This is a genomic window from Promicromonospora sp. AC04 (assembly GCF_003058225.1).
In the GTDB taxonomy this organism is placed as follows: domain Bacteria; phylum Actinomycetota; class Actinomycetes; order Actinomycetales; family Cellulomonadaceae; genus Promicromonospora.
In genome coordinates, this window is sequence record NZ_QBUG01000014.1 from 89231 (window position 1) to 111956 (window position 22726).

Genomic DNA, 22726 nt, shown 5'->3' on the forward strand with positions numbered 1-22726 from the left:
CCCCGGGCGGGGGCGGCATGACCGCGAGCACGGCAGTGGCGCAGCCGCGCACCGTCCCTGCCGCGCGCAGCACACGCCGTGGCCGCACCGGCCTCGGACGGCGGGTGCGGCGCGGGTACCTGTGGCTGCTGGCCCCTGCGTTCGTCTTCATGGGGGTGTTCTTCGCCTACCCGCTGGGTTACGGCGTGGTCATGAGCGTGACGGACTTCACCGCCGCCACGTTCATCAGCGGCGAGGCCCCGTTCGTCGGCTTCGACAACTTCGCGGCCGTGCTGTCGTCGCCCTTGTTCGCGGTGGCGCTGCGCAACACCCTGCTCGTCACGGTGTGCTCGCTCGCGGGGCAGCTCGCCGGCGGGATGGCGCTGGCCCTCTACTTCGAGCGCCGTTTCCCCGGCCACACGTGGATGCCGTCGGTGATCCTGGTGTCGTGGCTGATCCCGCTGGTCATCACCGCCACGACCTGGCGGTGGATCCTGCAGGAGAACGGTGCGTTCAACCAGGTGCTGGGCCTGTTCGGGATCGACGGACCCGCATGGCTCTCCGAACCGTCGCTGGCCATCTGGGCCGTTATCGGGGTGAACGTCTGGGCAGGTCTTCCGTTTACCGCGACCATCCTGTCGTCGAGCCTGCGTGGTGTTCCGCTCGAGCTGCACGAGGCCGCGGTGCTCGACGGCGCGGGCTACTGGCGGCGCGTGTGGTCGATCACCCTGCCGCAGCTGCGCCCGGTGATCTCGGTCCTGGTGGTGCTCGGCATCGTCGGCACGCTCAAGCTGCTCGACCTCGTGCTCGTCCTCACCGGGGGCGGGCCCGCCAACTCCACGCAGACTTTCGCGATGCTCAGCTACATCCGGTCGTTCCGCGAGTTCGACTTCGGGGCGGGTGCGGCTCTGGGCAACATCCTGCTCGCCATCACCGTCGTCTTCGCGATCGTCTACACCCGCGCCACCCGAGGGGAGCAGCGAGGATGAGCATGCTGAACGCCGCGAGCCCCCGGCGCGCCTGGCTGTGGACGCTGGGCGGGGTCGCCATCCTGGCGGTCTTCCTGTTTCCCGTGTACTGGATGGTCTCGGCCTCGCTGCAGCCGGACGTCGACTCGGTCAGCGTGTCGTGGTTCCCCGCCCCGGCCGACCTCGGCAGCTACGAGCGTGCCTGGCGCACGACCCTGCCCGGCCTGCGGAACTCGATCATCGTGAGCCTGGGCACGGTCGCGGTCACTCTGTTCGTCTCGGTTCCCGCGGCGTTCGCCCTCAGCCGCCTGGACGGGCGGATCGTGAACGTGGCCCTCCTGGCGATCCTGGTGGCGCAGATGGTCCCCAGCATCACGCTCCTCAACGCGCTCTACGCGATGTTCTCAGCGCTCGGCATCCTGAACACGTACCTGGCGATGATCCTGGCCAACTCCACGTCCGCCATCCCGCTGGCGATCATCGTCCTGAGGTCGTTCATGGTGTCGCTCGACTCCGAGGTCCTCGAGGCCGCGGTCATCGACGGCGCCACGCTGTGGCAGCGCATCACTCGGATCGTGCTGCCGCTGAGCCGGAACGCCGTCATCACGGCGTCAGTCTTCGCCTTCATCTTCACCTGGGGCGACCTGTTGTTCGGCCTGATCCTCACGACGCAGAGCGGCATGCAGCCGGTGGTGCTGTCGGTGTACCGCCTGCTCGACCAGCCCACCATCGACTGGTCGACCGTGATGGCGGCGTCCTTCCTGACGAGCCTGCCCGCCATCGCGCTGCTCGTCTTCTCCCTGCGCTACGTACAGGCCGGTATCGGCGCGGGCGCCGGCAAGTGAACGGAACTGCCCGGAACGGAACGGAGTCCGCGATGCCCCCTGCCCTCGAACGACCTACCTGGTCGGAGCCGGAGGAGCCGTATCTCGCCTTCCCGAAGGTGACCCTGCACGACCATCTCGACGGCTCGCTGCGCCTGGACACGATGCTCGACCTCGCCGACGCGCAGGGCGTGGCCCTGCCCTACGACGACCCCGCGCCGCTCGGCGACTGGATGGCGCGCGTCATCACGGAGCCACCGGAGCCGTACCCGCACTACAGGTTCGCCGTCACGACGTCGCTGATGCAGGACGCCGACAGCATCGTCCGCGTCGCGCGCGAGTGGGTCCGGGAGGCCGCGGCGGACGGCGTGCTCTACGGAGAGGTGCGCTGGGCCCCGGAGAAGCACATCGCCTGCGGCCTCAGCATGCAGGACGCGGTCGATGCTGTGGCCGAGGGACTGAGGCAGGGCGAGGCGGAGGTCACGGCCGCGGGCGGCACGATCACGGCACGACAGCTGCTCTGCGGCATGCGCGAGACCCGGCTCAGTGCACAGGTCGCGGACGTGGCCATCGAGAAGTTCGGCGACAGCGTCGTGGGCTTCGACATCGCGGGTCCCGAAGAAGGGTGGTCCGTCCTGGACCATCTGGAAGCGTGCGTGAAGCTCGAGCGAGCAGGCATTCCTTACACGATCCACGCTGGTGAGAGCGACGGCCTGCGCAGCGTCTTCGACACCGTGCACACCGCCCACGCGCTGCGCCTCGGCCACGGCGTGCGCGTCATCGAGGACGTGTCGCTCAACGGCGTGCCGCTCGACGTCCGTACGTGTGTGGCGGACGTCGCGGCCGCCCGCGCTGCGGGGCACGCCGAGCTCACGCTCGGACGTGTCGCCCGATGGGTGATCGACCGGGGCATCCCGCTGGAGGTGTGCCTGACCTCGAACTCGCGGCACGTTGTCGACGGCCGGGAGAACCACCCGGTGGACCTCCTGCGGGAGCTGGGCTTCGCGGTGACGATCAATCCCGACAACCGCATGATGTCGCGCACCTCGATCTCGTCCGAGATGCGTCATCTGCAAGAGCTGTTCGGCTGGAACGTACCGGAGTTCGCCGACGCCCAACGGATCGCCGTCGACGCCTCGTTCCTCGGCAAGGCCGACCGTGCTGCGCTGCGCATCCAGGTGGACACGGGGATTGCTGCCGTGACGGTCCCGCACGCCGCAGCCACGTAGGTCAGCTCCAGGTCGCCGACAACGGGGCGCGCACGTCAGCGCAGCTGGGAACGACGGCGGGGGGCGCCGTCCTCGCGCCGGATCTGCTCCTGCCGGCCCTGCCAGCCCTTGAAGTTCTCCTGCGCCGCCATCTCCGCTGCGCTGGGCGCCAGGCCGACCACCAGGAGCAGCATGATCGTGCTGATGGTGACGCCGATGATGAGCGGGCCGAGGAGCGCGGCCACGCCGATGCCGACGTCGGCCGCGGCGATCGCGCCGGAGACCTCCTCCGCCCGCATGGCCGCCATGCCCGTGTAGTGCATGCCGGAGACGGCGACGCCCATGATCAGCGTGGCGCCGGTGCCGGCGGCGAGGTTGTGCACCTTCGCGGAGAGCCAGAGGCCGGCGGTCGCGGCGACGATGGCGATGATCACCGACATGACCACCGTGACGGGGTCGTACGTGATCTCGACGCCGACGTGCAGGGCCCGCATGCCGAGGTAGTGCATGGCGGCGATGCCCAGGCCGGTGACCGTGCCGCCCGCGAGCAGCGCGAAGGGGCCGACGCCGGCCGCGCGGACGATGAACAGGCCGAGGCCGACGACGACGATGGCGAGCACGCCGCTCAAGATCGTCAGGGTGACATCGAACCGGGTCTCGGTGCCGCGGACGTGGAACCCGAGCATGGCGACGAAGTGCATGACCCAGATGCCGGTGCCGCCGATGGAGATCGCGCCGAGGGCCAGCCAGCCGGTGCTCGCAGCGCCGTGGGCGACGCGTGCACGGGCGGTGCAGGTCAGCCCGACGGCGCAGCCGGCGCACGAGAGCACGAACGAGAGGATCGGTGTGACCCAGCCGAGCGCGAAGTGATCAATCATGGGGAGCTCTCCAGCGAGTACGAGGGAAGCGTGACGTCGTCCGCGGACGGGGTGTGTCGCGGCGGCCGGATCGTTGGCCGGGTTCGATCGATGCTCGATCGTTGCCAAGCCTCGATCCATGCCAAGTAAACGGGTTTGCGGGGTGAGATGCACCCTTTGTGCCGGGTTAATTTTGCGCAGGCCGGGGTGATTTTTTTGTCTTCCGGAACGCCCTTTTCCCGCTCGTTACCCATTGTCGGTGGGCCTCGCGCAAAAGCCGTAGCGGGGTCGCGTCCATCACCCGGAAGGGGTGGCACAGGCCCGACAAAGTTAGGTTAGGCTCACCGTCGTGACCACCAAGACCGAGGGGCTCGAAGCCAAGCCCTCGCGAATGTTCGACGTCGAGGTAGCGCGCGTGACGCGCCTCTGCCCGTCCTTCGTCCGCTTTACGTTCAAGGGTCCGGACCTGGACAAGTTCGCGGACAACGGCCGCGACCAGCGCATCAAGCTGCTCCTCCCGTCGCCCCAGGGTGGCTGGGACGCCCTGCGCCGCGACGACCCCGACTGGTACGCCGCGTGGCGCTCGCTCCCGGACGAGCACCGCAACCCGATGCGCACCTACACGGTCCGCACGGTGCGTCAGAACATGCGCGAGGTCGACGTCGACGTCGTGATGCACGGCGACACCGGCCCGGCGTCGCGCTGGGCGCTGAACGCCGCGGCGGGTGACCCGCTGGTCATCATGGGCCCCAACGCCGAGTACGACGGCATCCACGGCGGCGTCGAGTTCGCCCCGCCGGCGTCCAGCCACGCGCTGCTGCTGGCCGGCGACGAGACCGCGGTGCCGGCCATCGCCGCGATCTGCGAGTCCCTGCCCGGCGATGCCGTGGGCGAGGTCTTCCTCGAGGTGCCCCACCCCGAGGACGGCTGGAACCTCGGCGCGCCCGACGGCGTGCGGGTGCACTGGCTGGCGCGCGACGGGCGCGAGCACGGCGACGTGCTGGTCCCGGCCGTGCAGGCAGCGGCGGACCGGCTGCTCGCGATGGGTGTGCGGCCGTCGTCGGACACCTCGCCCGCCCTCACCGCGGCCGGGGTGGACCTGTCGGGCGAGGCGCACGACGTCGACATCGACGAGGGGATCCTCTGGGAGGTGCCGATCGACGAGGCGGGCCGCCCCCTGGCGCAGGACACCGTGCTGTACGCGTGGCTCGCGGGCGAGGCGGGCGTCATCAAGGCGCTGCGTCGCTACCTCGTGAACGAGTGCCAGGTCGACCGCAAGTCCGTGGCATTCATGGGCTACTGGCGCAAGGGCCGCGCGGAGAGCTGACCGCGACGCCGCTCATCGCTCGATGCCCAGGTCCTCGATCACCTCGGTGCCCGGCATCGCGCACAGGAGGGGGCCTGGCATGAGGAGCTTGGACTTCCGCACGCCGGAGCCCATGAGCGCCGTCGTGCCCGCCTCGGCGAACCGGGCGTCGACGAGGACGCGGTAGCCCTCGGGCAGGCCGACCGGCGTGATGCCGCCGTACTCCATGCCGGAGTCGGCCACGGCGCGGTCCATCGGCAGGAATGATGCCTTGCGGACGTCGAGCAGCTTGCGCACGCGCTTGTTGACGTCGGCGAACGTGCTGGCGGGGACGACGCACGCCGCGACGCGCTCCTCCTCGCCCCGCTTCCCGGCCACCAGCACGCAGTTGGCCGACGCCTCCGGCGGCAGGCCGTGCAGCTCGTTGAGCGTGGCCGTGTCGGCGTGGTCCGGGTCGATCTCGGTGACGGCGACCTGGCCCGCGACACGCGGGTCGGCCGCGGCCCAGGCGGTCAGGGCCGCGAGCACTGGCTCCGCGAGGAGTTCCGGGTGGTCGAGCGCGGGCGCCCAGACGAGGTCGCCGAGGGTGGGCAGGGTGGCGTTGTCGCTCATCGGCTGTACGTCGCCGTCAGCGTGGCGCGCCCCAGCAGGTGGAAGTACACGTTGAACGCCACCTGCGCGTTGGTGTTGTCCGGGCCCAGGCCGAGCTCGCCCGGCGCTACGTCGAGGGCGTGCACGGCGAAGATGTACCGGTGCGGGTGGTCCCCGGGCGGCGGGCCCGCGCCCTCGAAGCCCGGGGTGTGGCCGTCGCTGCGCGTGTGGAAGGCGCCGGCGGGCAGGCCCGCGCCGTCGGGAGCACCCGCGCCGGTCTCCAGCGACGTGACGTCGGCGGGCAGGTCCGCGATGGTCCAGTGGTGGTAGCCCATCGGCGTCGGCGCGTCGGGGTCGAAGCAGGTCACGACGAACGACCTGGTGCCCTCGGGAAAGCCGCTCCACGTCAGGGCGGGAGAGATGTTCTGGTCGTGCAGGGCATGCGCGTCCGGCATGCGCTCGCCGTCGGTCAGGTTGGCGCTCGTCAGCGTGAAGGACGCGGGCGCGGGCAGCAGCGTGTACGGGTCCGGCGGATAGGGGCGCGTGAAATCCATGCCCCCACTCTGCCGAATCGCCGGGTCAGGTGCCAATGAGCTGCGCCTCCGGCTCAGCCGACGCGCAGGAGGTGGCGGAACGCGGTGCGGGCCCGCGCCGGGCTGGGCTCGTCGCCGGTGATGAGGTCCGCGTAGGTGAGCGACTCCGACACCCGCACCAGCAGGTAGGCGAGCTCCTCGGGGGTGATGGTGCCGTGGAACGGCGCGTCGCCCAGCTCGCGGGTCACGAGCCACTCGACGGTGGCGACGAAGCGGCGCTGGATGGGGCTCTCGGCGGTGGTGAGCAGGCGCAGGGCGCGGGCGGGCTCGCGGCGCAGGAAGGTGCGGAAGTAGTCGGCAACGATGAGGTCGCGCGTGAACGTGGTCATCAGGTCCGCCACCCGTTCGGCGCCCGCGAGGTGCTCGGTCGCGTGCTCGGCCTGCACGAGCGTCGGCACGGCGAGCGACCACAGCACCTCGCTGAGCAGCGCGTCCCGGTTGCCGACCCAGCGGAACACCGACGTGCGGTCCACGCCGAGCCGTGCGGCCAGGAGCCCCATGTCGACGCGGTAGCCCTCGATGAAGGTGTCGCGGGCGAGATCGAGCACGCGCCGCGCCTCGGGGCGCGTGTCCAGCCGGGCGGAGAGGCGGCTCGGCGCGGCTTCCAGTCCGACGGTCGCGATGCTCGACGCCGTTGTCGTCATGCGGGTCATCCAACCGCTGTCCGGGCGCCCGGTGCAACAAGATGCAGAACGATGCATAGGGGACATTGGCTGTCGCCCGGACCTGACGGTCAAACGGTACGGTCTGGAGACGATACGGAAAGGGAAACCCTCATGACTCGCATCGCCATCGTCACCGGCGCGGCCCGCGGCATCGGCGCCGCCACGGCCCACCGCCTCGCGCAGGACGGCTACGCCGTCGCCGTCCTGGACCTCCTGGAGGACCAGGCCAAGACCACCGCGGAGGCCATAGTGGCCGACGGCGGACGCGCGCTCGCCGTGGGCGTCGACGTCGCCGACGAGGAGTCGGTCGTCGCCGCCGTCGCCCGGGTCACCGCCGAGCTGGGCGCGCCCACCGTGCTGGTGAACAACGCCGGCATCCTGCGCGACAACCTGCTGTTCAAGATGTCCGTGGGCGACTGGGACTCCGTGCTGGGCGTGCACCTGCGGGGCGCGTTCCTGATGACCCGGGCCGTGCAGGCGCACATGGTGGAGGCCAAGTTCGGCCGCATCGTGAACCTTTCCTCGACCTCGGCCCTCGGCAACCGTGGCCAGGCCAACTACTCGGCCGCCAAGGCGGGCATGCAGGGCTTCACCAAGACCCTGGCGATCGAGCTCGGCAAGTTCGGCGTCACCGCGAACGCCGTGGCGCCCGGCGTGATCGAGACCGACATGATCCGGGAGACGGCCGAGCGCATCGGGGTGTCTCTGGCCGACTACCTCGGCGTGGCCGCCCAGGACGTCCCCGTAGGCCGTGTGGGCCAGCCCGAGGACATCGCCAACGCCGTGTCGTTCTTCTGCTCGGAGCAGTCCGGGTTCGTGTCGGGCCAGGTGCTGTACGTGGCGGGTGGGCCAAAGGCATGAGCGCGGGCGCGGGTCCCGGCGCGGGTGCGGGCGAGGACGGGGGCAGGGGCGGCGGCGTCATCGTCGTCGCCTCGCCGGCCGCCCTCGCCGACTCCGCGGGCAGGACCGCCACCGGCGAGTGGTTCGAGATCACGCAGGAGCGGATCGACGCGTTCGCCGACGCCACCGAGGACCACCAGTGGATCCACCTCGACGCGCGGCGGGCGGCCGCCGGGCCGTTCGGCTCCACGATCGCGCACGGGTACCTCACCCTGTCGCTGCTGTCGCACCTGGCGTCCCCGCTCGTTCAGGTGGGCGGCACCAGCATGGTGATGAACTACGGCCTGGACCGGCTGCGGTTCCTGGCGCCGGTGCCGGCGGGCTCACGCGTGCGGGCCGTCACGGAGATCCTCTCGGCCGAGCCGGCGTCGACCGGCGTGCGTCTCGCCTCGAAGGTCACCGTCGAGATCGAGGGGTCCGAGAAGCCTGCGCTGGTCGCGCACACGCTGTCGCTCTACATACCGGAGGCCTGAGGCTTCGCCGAGCGGTGTACGGACGGTCCTGAGGTGCCGCAGTGTTGCGGGGGAATGGTTTGACAGGCGCGCCAGCGCGCGGTGTACTGGAGTTATCGAACGTATGTTCGATGATGTCCCCGACCACCGGTCTCCACCGGCAGACACCATCGCTGGAGGGCCATGACCGTTGTAACAGTCTCCTCGGAGACCAGCACCGACGCCGACGCCGACGACGCGGTCGCGGACACCAGGCACGCCCAGGCGCTCGCAGCCCTGCGGTCTGCCGAGGCGCGCACCGGTGTGCGCAAGCAGGCCACGGTCGCACGAGCGGTTCAGCCGGTCCGCACTGAGCACACTGAGCAGGCCCGCACTGAGCAAGCCCGCACCGAACAGCGCCGTGCCGAACAAGCCCGCATCGAGCAGTCCCGGGTTCCGGTCCGGGCGCTGAGGGGTGGGCTGACAGCTGGGCCCGCGACCGAGCCTGCGCCGTCGGGCAGCCGGGCGGGCGCGGGCGGTCCGGGCGAGGAAGCGCGCGTCCTGCCCGTCCACCCGCATCTCGCGGCCCTCCTGCCCGACGGCGGCCTGCGCGCCGGAACCACCGTCATGGTCCGGGGCTCGACGTCGCTCCTGCTCACCCTGCTCGCCGAGGCGTCCCGCGACGGGGCCTGGACCGTGCTGGTCGGGTACCCGGCGGCCGGGATGGCCGCCGCGGCCGACGCCGGGTGCGACCTGGCGCGCACCCTGGTGGTGCCGCTGCCTGCCGGGTCGGGTGTGGACGCGCCCGCCGTGCTCGCGGCGCTGATCGACGGCATGGACGTGGTGGTGGTCGGGCCGGGTGTGGCGCTGCTGGACCACGACCGTCGTCGGCTGTCGGCGCGCGCCCGCGAACGGGGAACCGTGCTTGTCCCCGCCCTACCCGCCCCCGCGTTGAGCGCCGGATCTTCGACCCTCCGACGTCCGTTGGCAGGGCGAGGATCCAGCACTCGACGGGGAGTGGGGGACAACGGCTGGCCCGGCGCGCAGGTGGTGCTCGAGGCCGTCGGCGGGGGTTGGGCGGGGATCGACCATGGGACGGGCTGGCTGCGGCGCCGGACCTTGCGGGTGCGGCGCACCGGGCGGGGGAGCGCGGCGCGGCCCCTGCACCTGGACGTGGAGGTGCCGGTGTGCCGGGCGGCCGGGGGCGCGGAGCTCGCCGACGGGCTCGTCTCCACGGCCACGTCCGCGGTGACCGCGGTGACGCGAGCGGAGGCGCCGGACAGTGCGACCGAGAGCCGACCGCAGCTGGAGCTGGTCGGATGACGTCCCGTGCCGGTCGCGCCGGCCGCGCTATCCGTACTGACCAGGCCGCTCGTACTGACCAGGCCGCTCGCGCCGAGCGGGCTCCGGGAACGGCAGCGGCGGGGGTTGCCACCCGCACCGCCTGCCTCTGGGTGCCCGACTGGCCGGTCGTCGCCGCCCTGGTCGTCGCCGGGCTGGGCCCCGAGGTGCCCGCCGCCGTCACGGGCGGACCCGGCGGGCGGATCGTCGCGGTGTCCGCCCCCGCGCGCAGCGCCGGGGTGCGCCGCGGCATGCGCCGTCGCGAGGCCCAGGGGCGCTGCCCCGACCTGCAGCTCTGGCCCGCCGACGACGCCCGCGACGCCCGCGAGTTCGAACCCGTCGCCGTGGCCGCCGAGACCGTGGTCTCCGGGCTGGAGATCGCCCGCCCGGGACTGCTCCTGCTGCCGTCGGGCGGCGCGGCCCGCTACCACGGCTCCGAGCACGACCTGGCGCGCGAGCTGACCGAGCAGGTCGCCGTCCGCACCGGCCACGAGTGCCAGGTCGGGGTCGCGGACGGTTTCCTGGCGGCGGTCCTGGCGGCGCGCGACGACGCCGTCGTGCCGCCGGGCGCCTCGCGGGACTATCTCGCGCCCCACCCCGCGGCTGTGCTCGTGCACGCCCGGCCCGCCGACCGGGCGCTGACCGAGCTGGTCGACCTGTGGCGCCGCCTCGGCGTCCGCACGCTGGCCGACCTGTCGGCCCTGCCCGACGCCGCCGTCGCCGCCCGGTTCGGCGACCTCGGCGTCTGGGCGCAGCGCCTCGCCCGCGGCCAGGACGTGCGGCCCCCGGCCCGACGTCGGCTGGAGGAGGACCTGACCGTCACCGAGGAGCTGGACCCGCCGGCGCACCGGGTCGACGTCGCCACCTTCGCCGCCCGCCGCCTGGCCGAGCACCTGCACGACGACCTGCACCGGCGCGGCCTGGCGTGCGGGCGGCTGCGGATCACGGCGCGCGCTGTCGACCCGGTCACGGGCGAGGCCCGCACCCTGGAACGGCTGTGGCGCACCGACGACACGCTCGGCGGGCTGTCGGCCGCCCGGATCACCGACCGGGTGCGCTGGCAGCTCGAGGGCTGGCTCACGGCGTCGTCCCTCGGGCAGGGCGAGGCGCCCGCCCCGATCGCGGGCCTGACCCTCGCCGCGGAGGAGGTGGCCCCCGCGGGAGCCCTGCAGCCGCGCCTCTGGGGCCCCGGCGCGGGTGAGGATCTGCGCGCCCGGCGCGCCGTCGAGCGGGTGCAGGCCCTGCTCGGCGGCGACGCCGTGCTCACCGTGCGGCTCCAGGGCGGGCGCGACCCCCGCGACCGCGTCCAGCTCGTCCCCTACGGCGAGCAGGTCCCGCCCGAGCGCGATCCCGACCGGCCCTGGCCCGGCGCCCTGCCGCCCCCGGCGCCGTCGTTCGTGCTGCCCGAGCCCGCCCCCGCGCACGTGCTCGACGCCGACGGCCGCCCCGTCGTCGTCGACGTGCGGCTGGCGATCAGCGGCGAGCCGGCGCGCGTCGTCGTGCCCGGCGGCGGTGCGGGCGACGCGCGGGGTGGCGGTGATGGCGGCGGCGGAGGCGATGGCGGCGGTGCGGGTGGCGGCGGTGTAGGCGATGGCGGTAGCGGCGCGGGTGGCGACGTGGGTGGCGGTGCGGACGACGGCGACGCGTGGGCCGGCCTCGACGCCGTGGTCGTCGACTGGGCCGGGCCGTGGCCCGTCGCCGAGCGGTGGTGGACACCCCGGGGCAAGCGCCGTGTGTTCCTCCAGGTGGTGACTGATCTCCCGGGCGACGTGGGGTTGCTGCTGTCGTCGTCGGCCGGGCAGTGGTCGCTGGAGGCCCTCTATGACTAAGCCGTCCCGGCCAAGTCGGCAGTCTCCTGAGCTGGCAGCTCGACGTCGGCAGTTTGCGCCACAAGTTCGGCACTTTGCATCGAGGTCGGCTCAGCGCTGGACCGACCTCGATGCAGACTGCCGACCTCGCAGGGGGGCCTGGGATGGATAGGCACATGCCTTACGCCGAGCTGCATGCGCATTCCGCGTTCAGCTTTCTTGACGGTGCCTCCCACCCCGAGGAGCTTGCCGCCGAGGGTGCGCGCCTCGGGCTGAAGGCGCTTGCGATCACGGACCACGACGGGCTGTACGGGGTGGTGCGGTTCTCGGAGGCCGCGAAGAAGGTCGGGCTGCCCACCGTGTTCGGGGCCGAGCTGCATCTGCCGGTTGCCTCGACCGGCTCGATCGGCTCGATCGGCTCGATCGGCTCGATCGGCTCGATCGGCTCGATCGGCTCGGCCGGCTCGGCCGGCTCGGCCGGCTCGGCCGGCTCGGCCGGCTCGGCCGGCTCGGCCGGTAGGACGGGCTCGACCGGTAGGACGGGCTCGACCGGTAGGGCAGGCTCGGCCAGCGGGCGTGGCTCGGCCGCCGGCCGGGGCGCGCCCGTGCTGGACCCGCCCACCGGCACTCCCGACCCGCGCGCCACGCACCTGCTCGTGCTCGCGCGCGGCGATCAGGGCTACCGCAACCTGTCGAGCGCGATCGGCACCGCGCACCTGGAGACCGGGGTCAAGGGCGCGGCCAAGTACACGCTGGAGGGCCTGGGTGAGGCGTCGAACGGCGAGTGGCTGATCCTCACGGGCTGCCGCAAGGGCGCGGTCCGCCAGGCCCTGATGCCCCCGCTGAGTGCTGGATATCTGTCCCCTCGGAACGCGTCGATGGAACGGCAGGGGGAGAACCGGAGCGACCGGTTCGACGCGGGGCGGCGGGAGCTGGAGCGGCTGGTCGACAGCTTCGGGCGGGACAACGTCGCCGTCGAGATCACCGCTACCGGCGACCCGCGCGACGCCGACCTGCACGACGCGCTCGCCCTGCTGGCCGCCGAGGCGCGCCTGCCGCTGGTCGCCACCACCGCGGCGCACTACGCGCGACCCCGGGACGCCGACCTGGCGGGGGCACTGGCCGCAGTCAGGGCCCGGTCGAGCCTGGACGACCTGGACGGCTGGCTGCCCGGCGCCCCCACCGCTCACCTGCGCAGCGGCGCGGAGATGGCGCGCCTGCACCGCAGGTACCCGCAGGCAGTGCCGACGGCGGCCGCGCTGGGCGAGGAGTGCGCGTTCGACCTCGACCTCATCGCGCCCGAACTGCCGCCCTACGACGTGCCGCCCGGGCACGACGAGAAGTCCTGGCTGCGCGAGCTCGCCTACCAGGGAGCGGAGCGGCGGTACGGCCCTCGGGAGGGCAACAAGAAGGCCTGGAAGCAGATCGACTACGAGCTGGAGATCATCATCCGCCTGGGTTTCCCCGGGTACTTCCTCGTGGTCTACGACATCGTGGAGTTCTGCCGCACCCAGGGGATCCTCGCGCAGGGCCGGGGCAGCGCCGCCAACTCCGCGGTCTGCTACGCCCTGGGGATCACCGCGGTGGACGCCGTGAAGTACGGCCTGCTGTTCGAGCGGTTCCTCGCCGAGGCGCGCAACGGGCCCCCGGACATCGACGTCGACATCGAGTCGGTGCGGCGCGAGGAGGTGATCCAGCACGTCTACGAGAAGTTCGGGCGCACGCACGCGGCACAGGTCGCGAACGTCATCTCCTACCGGCCCCGGTCAGCGGTGCGCGACGCCGCCCGCGCGCTCGGCTACGACATCGGGCAGCAGGACGCGTGGTCCAAGAGCATCGAGCGCTGGGGCTCGCTGAAGCCGAAGGCGACCACGCCGCCGTCGGGCAGCACCGTGCCCGACGGCGAGACGACGGCGTCGACGTCCCCGTCGGCCACCCCACCGAACAGGACAGCTGCCAAGGATGCTCAGCTCGCGGCACTGTGGGGCCCGCGGGAACCGCGGCCGCACGCCGGTCACACGAGCACCGGGCGCACCGCCCCGGGACGCACGAGCACGGGCAGCCCCGGGGTCTTCCTCGACGTGCTCGGCGAGGACCAGCGCGCACCCGGGGAGCCGCGGCCGAGCCGCGCCGACGACACCCACGACGTCGTGCCGTTCCGTACGCCGCCGTCGGCCGTGGAGGAGGGGGAGATCCCCGACGACGTGCTCGACCTGGCCGACCGGATGCTCCGCCTGCCCCGGCACCTGGGCATCCACTCGGGCGGCATGGTCATGTGCGACCGCCCGGTGATCGAGGTCGTTCCCGTGGAGTGGGCCCGCATGGAGGGCCGCACGGTGCTGCAGTGGGACAAGGAGGACTGCGCGGATGCGGGACTGGTGAAGTTCGACCTGCTGGGCCTGGGCATGCTGACCGCGATCCGGTACGCGTTCGAGTTCGTGCACGAGCACACCGGGGAACGTCTCGAGCTGCACAGCCTGCCGGAGGACGACCCGCTCGTGTACGACCTGCTGTGCGCCGCCGACACCGTCGGCGTGTTCCAGGTGGAGTCACGCGCCCAGATGGCGACGCTCCCGCGCCTGCAGCCGCGAGACTTCTACAGCATCGTCGTCGAGGTCGCGCTCATCCGGCCCGGCCCCATCCAGGGCGGGTCGGTGCACCCGTACATCGAGCGGGCCCGCGGCCGCCAGAAGGTGGAGTACCCGCACGAGCTGCTGGAGAAGACGCTGAAGCGGACGCTGGGGGTGCCGCTGTTCCAGGAGCAGCTCATGCAGATGGCGACCGACATCGCCGGGTTCACGCCCACGGAGTCCGACCAGCTGCGGCGCGCCATGGGGTCCAAGCGGTCGGAAGAACGCATGGAGGCGCTGCGCGATCGGTTCTACGCGGGGATGGCGGACAACGGTGTCGAGCCAGACAAGCAGGACGAGATCTTCGAGAAGCTCAAGGCGTTCGCCGACTTCGGCTTCCCCGAGTCGCACGCCTACTCCTTCGCCTACCTCGTGTACGCGAGCGCATGGCTCAAGGTGCACCACCCGGCCGCGTTCTACGCGGGGCTGCTCGCGGCCCAGCCCATGGGGTTCTACTCGCCGCAGTCCCTGGTCGCCGACGCGCGCCGACACGGGGTGCGCGTGCTGCGCCCCTCGGTGACGCAGTCGCGGGCCCTGGCCACCGTGGAACGACTCCCGGCCGACGACGACGGCGGTGGTGGTGCGCCGGTTGACCATGCGGTTGCTGCGGGACCGCGGGCCGCTTCCGGTAGTAGTCGCATGGTCAACACGCCGGTCGACCTGCAGCTTGCGGTGCGTATGGGGCTGGAGTCCGTGCGGGGGATCGGGAAGGAGAAGGCTGAGGAGATCGTCGCGGGTCGCGACGCCGCCGTCGGGCGCGACGCCGGGCGCGATGCCGTCGCCGACCCGTCCGGAGGTGCGGGGTTCGCGTCGCTGCGGGACCTCGTGCAGCGGGTCGAGCTGTCGACAGCGCAGCTCGAGGCGCTCGCGACGGGCGGCGCGCTGGAGTCGTTCGGCGTCGAGCGCCGGGCAGGCCTGTGGGCCGCTGGCGCGCTGGGCCAGGAAGGGCCGACGACGCTGCCCGGCGTCAGCGTCGGCGTCGAGGCCCCGGTGCTGCCGGGGATGAGCGAGATCGAGCTGTCGCAGGCCGACTCGTGGGCCACCGGCGTCACACCCGACTCGTACCCGACCCAGCACGTGCGGCCCGGGCTGGAGGCGGCGGGCGTGCTCACCGTGGCGCAGGCGCTCGTGACGGAGGCGGGGCGCCGGATCGCCGTCGGCGGGGTGGTGACGCACCGCCAGCGGCCGGGCACTGCCGGGGGAGTGACGTTCCTGTCCCTGGAGGACGAGACGGGGCTGCTCAACGTGATCTGCACCGTGGGGCTGTGGCAGCGGTTCCGGAAGGTGGCGCGGTCGGCGTCGGCCATGGTGGTGCGGGGGCGGATCGAGGCGGCCGACGGCGCCGTGAACCTGCTGGCGGAGCACCTGTCCACTCTGACGCTGGGGGTGCCGGGGCGGTCGCGGGACTTCCGGTGAGCTATCGGGTCAGCCCCAGGTTCAGCAGGCCGGAGCTGGTCGCCCACAGCGCCGCCGAACCCGCGCCGACGAGCAGCGCGGAGGTCACGTAGAACCAGATCCGCATCTTGTGCCTGGCGATGCGCAGCAGCACAGCCAGACCGAGGGCGGCGATCGCGAGAGCCGGCGCGGCGAGGAACGGGTCGCCCGCCTGGGGGTCCTGGGTGACCAGCAAGTACACGGCCCCCACGAGGAGCAGCCGGGGAACCCAGCGCAGCAGGGCGCCGAGCAGGCGCAGCGGCCACGGCCTCCGGCGCGGCGGAACCGGGGCGGGGGCGGCAGGTCTCGGCTGCACGCCCGGCCGCGTGCCCGGCTGCATGCTCGGCGGGCGGCTCGCCGGGGGCTTCCGAACGGCGGGCTGCGGTACGGCGGACTGCGGTACGGCGGGCATCGGGCGAGTGGCGCGCACGGACGCGCGCGGCCCCGCCGGCTGCGGGGCCGGGCCGAGGTGCTTGACCGGGCTCTTGCGCGGCTCGAACGACTGCGGTGGCGGGACCACGTTGCGGACGACCTGGGTCGCCGCGGCAGCCGGGGGTGGGGGTGCGGGGGAGACGGACGGGGGCACGGGCTCCGGCCTGCCGCTGACGGGGACCCGCTCGCTCGCCGGGGCCGGCTCGGGGCTGCGGAACGCACGCCAGCCGCGGAGCGTGTCCGAGTGGCCGTCGGCGGGAGACGTGACCTGCCAGCGCATCGCCTCCCAGATCCAGTCCTTGATCTCGGCCGGGGTGCGGCCACCGGCGACGTGCGCGCCGATCTCCGCGACGTGGTCGGCGACCACCTGCTCCGCGGCGCCGTCGAAGCCGTCCGCGTGCACCTCGGCCAGGACGCTCATGAGCGCGCGGTCGTACACGAGGGCGTGCCAGGGCTCCGGGGTGCGCGGGGTGGGCGTTGCCTCGTCCGACCGGTCAGGGGCCTGCGGGAACATCCTGGTGTGGCCCCGGCCGGGCAGCACGTCCGTCGCGGGGAGCGCGGCCACCTCGGCGGCCGTCACGCCGTCGCTGAGGACCTGCGAGGTGAGCAGCAGCGTCGGGTCGGGCGCCGTGTTCGCGAGACGGGAGCGCACCACCCCCGCGATGTTCTCCAGCGGCGGGCGGTGGTTCGGCTGGTACCGGGTCATGGCGAGGACCAGCGACTGCAGGTGCCGGTCGACGGCGGGTGGCTCGGGCAGGGGGTCCTCGTCGGGGGCGAGGTAGGCCGGCTCCTCGTCCACGAGGTCGGCGGCCACCAGGTCCCGGCCCAGGAAGTTCAGGTCCAGCGGCAGCGTGCCCGTGCTCGCGTACACGAGCAGCAGCCCCAGGCTGTACACGTCCGAGCGTGGGTGCACGCGGCGCCCGAACAGCTCCGGCGCCATGTATGCGAAGGTTCCGGCCGGCTGCGTCGACGTCGCGGCGTCGAAGACCTTGGCGATGCCCAGGTCGATGAGTACCGCGCGGTCGCCGTCGACCATGATGTTCGCGGGCTTGAGGTCGCGGTGCAGGCAGCGCTCCTCCTGCAGCACGAGCAGCGCGTCGACCAGCTGCGCGGCCAGGCGCAGCGCCTCCGGCCCGGACAGCGGCCCTTCGTCGTGCACCCGGTCCCGCAGCGTGGTGCCGGGCACGAGCTCCATGGCGAACCAGGGCTGGCTCGCGTCCATGTCGGACTCCACGAAGCGCGGGAAACCGCGACCGTCCAGGCGTTCCAGGAGGTGGGCCTCCTGTGCGAAGCGGTCCCGGGCGTCGTCGTGCAGGGCGGTCAGGACCTTGAGGGCTACCTCGGCGCCGTCGTCGGCCTGCGCGCGGTACACGTGCGCGAAACCGCCGTGGCCCAGCGCCTCGGCGAGGGTGAACCGGCCCAGCTGCTCGCCGCTGGCGGGGATGCGCCGGACCGGGCGGACGGGGAGCCGTGCCGCGAGTGGTGCGGGCGCGGGTTCGGGATCCGGCACGGGAGGCGGTTCCGACGGCGGCTCGGCCGGCAGGGCGGGCGTCGGTTCGGCCTCTAGCTCCGACGCAGGTTCAGGTTCAGGCTCAGGTTCAGGCTCCGGGGCGGGTGCCTGGGCGGACCCCGGTTCGGGCTCCGGTTCGGCTGCCCGGGCGGGCTCCTGTTCGGGCTCTGAAGCGGGAGCTGCGGCTGCCGGGGCTGCGGCTGCCGGCTCGGACAACAGGACAGGACCGGGGTCGACGACTGCGGGCGCGACCTCGCCGACACCTGGCGCTGGTGACGTCATACCGGGCAACCTACCAGCGCCTTCGTACCGTTCCGAGGAAAGTCCCCGTCCGACGCCGGCAGGGGCGCTGAGACCGGGCCGCCAGGACGCTGGGTGCGGACTCGGAACACATCACACCCCCTGCTTCCGATACCACGCGATCTTCTCCCGCAGCCGCTCCTGCTGGCTGCGCAGCACGTCGATCGACTCCTGCACGCGCCGGTCGTGCTCCTCGAGCAGCGCCACCCGCGCGGCCAGGGTGGCCTCGTCCAGGGACAGCTCGGCGTACTGCTTGAGGTCGGCGATCGGCATACCGGTGTCGCGCAGGCAGTGGACCAGGTCGAGCCAGCCCAGGTCGTCCTCGGTATAGGTGCGGTGCCCGCCCGACGTCCGCGCGATGGGCCGCAGGATGCCCTCCCGCTCGTAGTACCGCAGCGTGTCGATGCTGAAGCCGGAGACCTCGGCGGCCTGCGCGGGCGAGTAAGTGGTCATGTTCCGATCCTGCCCCTTGACCTGGAGCGCACTCCAGGGTTTTCGCTCATCCCATGACCACATCGCAGGACACCCAGGGCACCATCAAGACCAGCCCCGAGGGCACCGCCGCCCACGACACCCCGCCCGCCGAGCGCCTCGTGCTCGGCGCCATGATGTTCGGCACCGCGGTGGATGAGCCGACGTCGTTCGCCATCCTGGACCGGTTCGTCGACGCGGGCGGCCGGTGGATCGACACCGCCGACTGCTACGCCTTCTGGGCGAGCGAGTCCGGCTACGGCGGCCAGAGCGAGGACGTGCTCGGCCGCTGGTTCGCCGCGCGCCCCGGCGTGCGCGACCGCGTGCTGCTCTCCACCAAGTTCGGCGCTGAGCCGCGCGACGCCGCCGACTGGCCCGCCTCCCGTACGGGCCTGTCGCCCGCCGCGATCCGCGAGCAGCTCGCCGGCAGCCTGCGCCGCCTCGGCACCGACCACGTGGACCTCGCGTGGGGCCACATGGAGGACCGGTCGGTCCCGATCGAGGAGACGGCGGACGCCTGCGCGGCCCTCGTGTCCGACGGCGTCACCGCCCGTGTCGGCCTCTCCAACCACCCGGCGTGGCGGGTCGAGCGGGCGCGGCGGCACGCCGTCGGGCAGGGCAAGGAGCCGGTCAGCATGGTCCAGCACGCCTACAGCTACCTCCAGCCCCGCCCCGGAACGCTCACCGGGAACCACCGCTTCGGCTGGCTGAACGACGACCTGGTCGACCTGGCCGACGTCGAAGGCCTGGAGGTGTGGGCCTACACCCCGCTGCTGTCCGGCGCGTACGACAACCCGGCCAAGCCGATCCCCGAGCTCTTCGACCACCCGGGCAGCACCCGGCGGCTCGCCGTGCTGGACGACGTCGCCGCCCAGGTCGGGGCCTCGCGCGGCCAGGTCGTGCTCGCCTGGCTCGCGGCCCGCGGCATCCGGCCGATGCTGGGCGGCAGCAAGGTCCACCAGCTCGAGGCCGCCGTCGAGGCCCTGTCGCTGGACGTCCCGACCGAGCTGCTGGAGCTGATGAACGGCGTGGACGTCACCCCGCCCGCCGCCTGACCGGCGTTGAGTGCTGGATATTCGCCCGGTAGAGCGTCCTGACGGGGCGAATATCCAGCACTCAACGACCGGGGGACAGATCGATCGTCAGCGGTTCGAATGGGGTCGCCGGCGGGTAGGTGCCGCCCCAGAGCTTCGCGCCGTCGTCGGTCAGCTCGACCTGCTGCCAGGTCAGGCGCGCGCCGTCGTCGGACCGCTCGGGAGCCCCGGCCAGGCGGAACGCGACGGTGCGCACGTCCGCGTCGCGGTCCCGGATGGACATGGCCCAGTCGGGGCCGCCGTCGGCGGGGGCGGTGACCTCGATGTCGGCGACCTCACCGACGAACGAGCCGAAGTGCCCGATGAAGACGACGGATCCCGTGAACGCGAACAGGGCGGCGTCGGCCGACGGATCCGGACTCCGTTCCGGGTCGAGCGGGAAGTGGAACGATGCGCCGGTGCCGCCGACGGCGTCGTCCTGCACGATGCGGCCGCCGGGCGCCCCCATCACGTACATCAGCAGGCTTGCCTTGATCTCCCAGTCCAGATGAGCCACCCGAGAACGGTACTCCCACCTGGCGATTCGTGATGCTTTGCACCCGGCGTGTGAGCCGGGCGTCCGGACCGGGGCGGGATGACCGGGCTCAAGGCGTGTGGGCGCGGCAGAACGCCCGGACGGCGTCGTTCACCAGCTCGGGACGTTCCAGGTTGCTCAGGTGGCCCGCACCCTCGATCACGACGAGCGTGGTGTCCGGGATCGCGTTCTCGAACTGGCTCGCGACCGTGAGCGGCGATCGCGCGTCCAGGCGTCCCCAGACCAGCAGGGTGGGGACGGCGATGCGGGGCAGCAGGTCGGTCAGATCGGCCTCGGCCATGATGCCCAGCTGTTGGGCGAGGGTGGCCGGGCGGACGTCGGCGGCGATCTCGGCGAGCAGCGGCACGAGCTCCGCCGGCGGATCGCCGGCGAAGAGCCCGGGGACCGTCGGGTCGAACTGAGCGGGAGGCGCGGCGAGCATCTCGCGCGCGCCCGCAACCCGTGCCCGGACCTCGTCCGTTGGCAGCGATCCCTTCCAGCCGGCGTAGGTGTCGATCATGATCAGGGTCGCGACGAGCTCAGGACGGCGGCGGTAGAGCTCGAGCGCCACGGTGCCACCCCAGGAGATGCCGGCGAGGTGCGCGGGTCCGAGATCGAGCGACTCGAGCAGCGCCGCGAGCCCGTCCGCGTAACCGGCCAGGCCGAAGCCCTCCGGCAGGTCGGAGGACCGGCCGGCCCCTGGCTCGTCCCATGCGACGACCGTGAAGTCCTCGGCCAGGCCGGCGAGCTGGGGTTGCCAGATGCGGCTGTCGTCGGCGGCGCCGTGGACAAGGACCAGGAGCGGCCCCTCGCCGGCCCGTTCGTAGGCGATGGTGAGCCCGCCCGCCTCGATGAACTCCACCCTTGGACGGTACCCGGGTCGCGCCGCGTTCACGCGGGCGTCGCACCGACGTTCTACCCACCATTCGCGTCTGGGGTCAGCCGCTCCGGGCGGGGCGGTCGGCATCGGTGGTTGCGTCGCCAGGCGTTGCCCGACGGCGCTCCCGGCGGCCGCGGGCCAGCTCCGTCGCCAGGGCGTCGAGCGGCTGGGCGAACGTGTCCTCGAAGCGGGCGAGCCAGGCGCGGGCGGCGGCCGTCCCGCCGTCGTCCACGGCGTAGAGGCGGCGCGTGCCCTCGGCGCGCACCCGCACCAGGCCGGCCTCGCGGAGCACCTTCAGGTGCTGCGAGACCGCGGGCTGGGTGATGCGCACGCGCGCCTGCAGGGCGGTGACCAGGGCTCCGGCGGGCTGCTCGCCCGGGACCAGCAGCTCCAGCAGCCGACGCCGGACCGGGTCGCCGAGCGCCTCGAACACGCCGGCCTGCGCCGAGTCGGGGGCGCCGCCATCCGGGGCGCCGCCGCCGTCGGGAGCGCGGCTGCCCGGCTCCTGATCGTCCCGCTCGCCGCGGCGCGGCCGGGCGGCCGCCGGCACTCAGGCCTCCGGCTCGGTGGTGGGCGGCACGGTGTAGAAGGCCAGGGTGCGCTCTCCCGCGGCGCGCGCCTGGTCGGCGTCCTCCCCGGCGGCGATCGCGGCGTCGGCCCAGTCGGTGCTCGCGAGGCGCACGAACTCGACGCCGACGGGGGAGAGGGTCCACTCCTCGAACTCGGTGGCGTCGTTGTCGGAGCCGGTGGCGAGGTGCAGGCCCAGGCCGACCAGGGCGAGGTCCCAGCCGACGCCGACGGCGCCCGGCCCGTACTGCGTCCAGAAGTCGGGGTCCACGGGGGCCTCGTGCACCAGCTCGAGCGTGGTGCCGCCGTCGGCGGGGCTGAGGGAGACCGTCACCCACGAGACCTGGCCGCCGAACTCCCAGGTGATGTTGAAGCTCTCAGGCGCGTCGCACCGCTCGACCGTGCCGCCGGCGTTGCCCTTGAGCTGGTAGCGGCCGCCCACCGACAGCTCGCCGTCGATCGGGAGGAACCAGCGGGGCAGGCGCTCGGCGGAGGTCAGCGCGTTCCACAGGTCGTCGCGCTCGCCGGCGTACGTGCGGCGGGCGACGGCGATCTTGGTCGGGACGCCGTCCCGGCTGCCGTCGCGGACCTCACGGGTCATGAGACCGGCGGTGGCGACGGGATCGATGGTGGTGGTCATGATGCCTCCTTCTATAAGCGGACACTTATGTTATGCCACGAGACTGCCACGGAGGCAAGTGCTGGCGCAAGTGCGGGGGTTGGCAGCCGCCGTCGATAAAAAGTGTGCCAAGCGCGGCTGTGCACGGGTGTCAGTGGCGCGGAGTAGGTTTCGAACATGGCCCAGATCTCCGTGGTGCCCGCGACCGCCGACCGGTTCGACGACATCGCCTGTGTCATCAACCCGACCGGCCGCGAGCAGGCCTGCTGGTGCATGCACTGGCGCGCGCCGCCGAAGGAGGACGTCACGACGCGCGGCGCCCGACTGCGTGAGCTGACGGAGCACGAACCGGCGCCGGGGATGCTCGCGTACCTCGGCGGAGGCGCGGGTCCCGGTTCGGCGGCGGGGGAGGGTGGTGAGGTCGTCGGATGGCTCGGGTTCTCGCGGCGGTCGGCGGCCCGGTCGCTGCAGCGGTCCCGTGTGCTGCCGGTCGGGGAACCGGAGACCTGGCCCACCGCCTGGGTGTTCATGTGCGTGACCGTGCGCGCGGGCTTCCGCAGGCAAGGGGTCGCGCAGGTGCTGCTCGACGCCGGGGTCGGCTACGCCGCGGCCCACGGGGCGACGATCCTCGACGCCTTCCCCGTCGAACCGGAGGCCGGCCGCCGGGTGCCCGTCAGCGCGGCGTTCGTCGGCACCGTGGGGATGTTCGAGCGGGCCGGGTTCGACCGGCTGGGACCCACGGACGCCACGAGCGGCCGGCTGACCCGCTGGCACATGCGGCGCGAGGTCACGGCGGCCTGAGCG

Annotated in this window: 21 protein-coding genes; 11 read left to right on the forward strand and 10 right to left on the reverse strand. The window is 72.9% G+C overall.

The window, feature by feature from the left end:
* Positions 1-17: 17 nt before the first annotated feature.
* The 3 genes from C8K30_RS27650 to C8K30_RS27660 are packed head-to-tail and all read left to right on the forward strand — an operon-like array spanning position 18 to position 3000.
* A complete protein-coding gene (locus C8K30_RS27650) occupies positions 18-968 on the forward strand; it encodes a carbohydrate ABC transporter permease (protein ID WP_108496118.1) in 951 nt (316 codons plus the stop codon).
* The gene (locus C8K30_RS27655; protein WP_108496119.1) at positions 965-1792 is read left to right on the forward strand and encodes a carbohydrate ABC transporter permease; all 828 of its coding nucleotides are present in this window, start codon (positions 965-967) and stop codon (positions 1790-1792) included. Before C8K30_RS27650 ends, C8K30_RS27655 begins: the two co-directional genes overlap by 4 nt.
* A 32-nt stretch (positions 1793-1824) precedes the next feature.
* Positions 1825-3000, forward strand: a complete 1176-nt coding sequence (locus C8K30_RS27660; RefSeq protein WP_108496120.1) for an adenosine deaminase family protein — start codon at positions 1825-1827, stop codon at positions 2998-3000.
* Between the two features lie 35 nt (positions 3001-3035).
* Here C8K30_RS27660 and C8K30_RS27665 read toward each other — a convergent pair whose 3' ends face one another.
* A complete protein-coding gene (locus C8K30_RS27665; RefSeq protein ID WP_108496121.1) occupies positions 3036-3857 on the reverse strand; it encodes an MHYT domain-containing protein in 822 nt (273 codons plus the stop codon).
* 328 nt (positions 3858-4185) lie between these two features.
* Between C8K30_RS27665 and C8K30_RS27670 the strand changes: the two genes are divergently transcribed.
* Positions 4186-5163: a siderophore-interacting protein gene (locus tag C8K30_RS27670; protein ID WP_108496122.1), complete on the forward strand. Its 978-nt coding sequence runs from the start codon at positions 4186-4188 to the stop codon at positions 5161-5163.
* A gap of 12 nt (positions 5164-5175) precedes the next feature.
* On the opposite strand, the gene C8K30_RS27675 is transcribed toward C8K30_RS27670, so the two are convergent.
* Genes C8K30_RS27675 through C8K30_RS27685 form a run of 3 tightly spaced genes read right to left on the reverse strand, consistent with a single transcriptional unit; the run spans position 5176 to position 6970 of the window.
* Complete coding sequence (locus C8K30_RS27675) at positions 5176-5754, reverse strand: YbaK/EbsC family protein (RefSeq protein WP_108496123.1); 579 nt, start codon at positions 5752-5754, stop codon at positions 5176-5178.
* Positions 5751-6287 (reverse strand): YbhB/YbcL family Raf kinase inhibitor-like protein, encoded by a 537-nt coding sequence (locus tag C8K30_RS27680; protein ID WP_108496124.1) that lies wholly within the window; start codon positions 6285-6287, stop codon positions 5751-5753. The genes C8K30_RS27675 and C8K30_RS27680 overlap by 4 nt, the downstream gene beginning before the upstream one ends.
* A 53-nt stretch (positions 6288-6340) precedes the next feature.
* Positions 6341-6970 carry a QsdR family transcriptional regulator gene (locus C8K30_RS27685; RefSeq protein WP_108496203.1) on the reverse strand — a complete coding sequence of 210 codons (630 nt, stop codon included), beginning with the start codon at positions 6968-6970 and terminating at the stop codon, positions 6341-6343.
* 132 nt (positions 6971-7102) lie between these two features.
* Here C8K30_RS27685 and fabG point away from each other — a divergent pair, with 132 nt between their 5' ends.
* From fabG to C8K30_RS27710, 5 genes are all read left to right on the forward strand, one after another.
* Entirely contained in the window at positions 7103-7852 is a 750-nt protein-coding gene (fabG, locus tag C8K30_RS27690) for a 3-oxoacyl-ACP reductase FabG (protein WP_108496125.1), read from the forward strand.
* Positions 7849-8364, forward strand: a complete 516-nt coding sequence (locus C8K30_RS27695; protein WP_108496126.1) for a MaoC family dehydratase — start codon at positions 7849-7851, stop codon at positions 8362-8364. The genes fabG and C8K30_RS27695 overlap by 4 nt, the downstream gene beginning before the upstream one ends.
* Positions 8365-8526: 162 nt before the next feature.
* Complete coding sequence (locus tag C8K30_RS27700) at positions 8527-9645, forward strand: hypothetical protein (protein ID WP_108496127.1); 1119 nt, start codon at positions 8527-8529, stop codon at positions 9643-9645.
* Positions 9642-11492 carry a DNA polymerase Y family protein gene (locus tag C8K30_RS27705; RefSeq protein ID WP_233257521.1) on the forward strand — a complete coding sequence of 617 codons (1851 nt, stop codon included), beginning with the start codon at positions 9642-9644 and terminating at the stop codon, positions 11490-11492. The genes C8K30_RS27700 and C8K30_RS27705 overlap by 4 nt, the downstream gene beginning before the upstream one ends.
* Positions 11493-11647: 155 nt before the next feature.
* The gene (locus C8K30_RS27710; RefSeq protein ID WP_146197615.1) at positions 11648-15517 is read left to right on the forward strand and encodes a PHP domain-containing protein; all 3870 of its coding nucleotides are present in this window, start codon (positions 11648-11650) and stop codon (positions 15515-15517) included.
* Between the two features lies 1 nt (position 15518).
* Here C8K30_RS27710 and C8K30_RS31745 read toward each other — a convergent pair whose 3' ends face one another.
* Positions 15519-17477 carry a serine/threonine-protein kinase gene (locus C8K30_RS31745; RefSeq protein ID WP_158281145.1) on the reverse strand — a complete coding sequence of 653 codons (1959 nt, stop codon included), beginning with the start codon at positions 17475-17477 and terminating at the stop codon, positions 15519-15521.
* A 393-nt stretch (positions 17478-17870) separates the two neighbouring features.
* Complete coding sequence (locus tag C8K30_RS27720; protein WP_108496131.1) at positions 17871-18230, reverse strand: MerR family transcriptional regulator; 360 nt, start codon at positions 18228-18230, stop codon at positions 17871-17873.
* 53 nt (positions 18231-18283) lie between these two features.
* Between C8K30_RS27720 and C8K30_RS27725 the strand changes: the two genes are divergently transcribed.
* Positions 18284-19303 carry an aldo/keto reductase gene (locus tag C8K30_RS27725; RefSeq protein ID WP_108496132.1) on the forward strand — a complete coding sequence of 340 codons (1020 nt, stop codon included), beginning with the start codon at positions 18284-18286 and terminating at the stop codon, positions 19301-19303.
* A 61-nt stretch (positions 19304-19364) separates the two neighbouring features.
* On the opposite strand, the gene C8K30_RS27730 is transcribed toward C8K30_RS27725, so the two are convergent.
* The 4 genes from C8K30_RS27730 to C8K30_RS27745 form a co-directional block, all read right to left on the reverse strand.
* Positions 19365-19838: an HtaA domain-containing protein gene (locus C8K30_RS27730; RefSeq protein ID WP_108496133.1), complete on the reverse strand. Its 474-nt coding sequence runs from the start codon at positions 19836-19838 to the stop codon at positions 19365-19367.
* 88 nt (positions 19839-19926) lie between these two features.
* On the reverse strand, positions 19927-20718 hold the full coding sequence (locus C8K30_RS27735) for an alpha/beta fold hydrolase (protein ID WP_199230736.1): 792 nt from the start codon (positions 20716-20718) through the stop codon (positions 19927-19929).
* 76 nt (positions 20719-20794) lie between these two features.
* Positions 20795-21286: an ArsR/SmtB family transcription factor gene (locus tag C8K30_RS27740; protein WP_369941504.1), complete on the reverse strand. Its 492-nt coding sequence runs from the start codon at positions 21284-21286 to the stop codon at positions 20795-20797.
* Positions 21287-21943, reverse strand: coding sequence for an SRPBCC family protein (locus C8K30_RS27745; RefSeq protein WP_108496135.1), 657 nt, complete (start codon positions 21941-21943; stop codon positions 21287-21289).
* Between the two features lie 156 nt (positions 21944-22099).
* Between C8K30_RS27745 and C8K30_RS27750 the strand changes: the two genes are divergently transcribed.
* The gene (locus tag C8K30_RS27750; RefSeq protein ID WP_108496136.1) at positions 22100-22723 is read left to right on the forward strand and encodes a GNAT family N-acetyltransferase; all 624 of its coding nucleotides are present in this window, start codon (positions 22100-22102) and stop codon (positions 22721-22723) included.
* Positions 22724-22726: the final 3 nt, after the last annotated feature.

Coding starts and splice junctions, on each gene's coding strand:
- C8K30_RS27720 (WP_108496131.1), bottom strand. CDS start 18,230: ATGACCACTTACTCGCCCGCGCAGGCCGCCGAGGTCTCCGGCTTCAGC.
- C8K30_RS27665 (WP_108496121.1), bottom strand. CDS start 3,857: ATGATTGATCACTTCGCGCTCGGCTGGGTCACACCGATCCTCTCGTTC.
- C8K30_RS27685 (WP_108496203.1), bottom strand. CDS start 6,970: ATGACGACAACGGCGTCGAGCATCGCGACCGTCGGACTGGAAGCCGCG.
- C8K30_RS27680 (WP_108496124.1), bottom strand. CDS start 6,287: ATGGATTTCACGCGCCCCTATCCGCCGGACCCGTACACGCTGCTGCCC.
- C8K30_RS27750 (WP_108496136.1), top strand. CDS start 22,100: ATGGCCCAGATCTCCGTGGTGCCCGCGACCGCCGACCGGTTCGACGAC.
- C8K30_RS27655 (WP_108496119.1), top strand. CDS start 965: ATGAGCATGCTGAACGCCGCGAGCCCCCGGCGCGCCTGGCTGTGGACG.
- C8K30_RS27700 (WP_108496127.1), top strand. CDS start 8,527: ATGACCGTTGTAACAGTCTCCTCGGAGACCAGCACCGACGCCGACGCC.
- C8K30_RS27695 (WP_108496126.1), top strand. CDS start 7,849: ATGAGCGCGGGCGCGGGTCCCGGCGCGGGTGCGGGCGAGGACGGGGGC.
- C8K30_RS27710 (WP_146197615.1), top strand. CDS start 11,648: ATGCCTTACGCCGAGCTGCATGCGCATTCCGCGTTCAGCTTTCTTGAC.
- C8K30_RS27675 (WP_108496123.1), bottom strand. CDS start 5,754: ATGAGCGACAACGCCACCCTGCCCACCCTCGGCGACCTCGTCTGGGCG.
- C8K30_RS27725 (WP_108496132.1), top strand. CDS start 18,284: ATGACCACATCGCAGGACACCCAGGGCACCATCAAGACCAGCCCCGAG.
- C8K30_RS27650 (WP_108496118.1), top strand. CDS start 18: ATGACCGCGAGCACGGCAGTGGCGCAGCCGCGCACCGTCCCTGCCGCG.
- C8K30_RS27660 (WP_108496120.1), top strand. CDS start 1,825: ATGCCCCCTGCCCTCGAACGACCTACCTGGTCGGAGCCGGAGGAGCCG.
- C8K30_RS27745 (WP_108496135.1), bottom strand. CDS start 21,943: ATGACCACCACCATCGATCCCGTCGCCACCGCCGGTCTCATGACCCGT.
- C8K30_RS27705 (WP_233257521.1), top strand. CDS start 9,642: ATGACGTCCCGTGCCGGTCGCGCCGGCCGCGCTATCCGTACTGACCAG.
- fabG (WP_108496125.1), top strand. CDS start 7,103: ATGACTCGCATCGCCATCGTCACCGGCGCGGCCCGCGGCATCGGCGCC.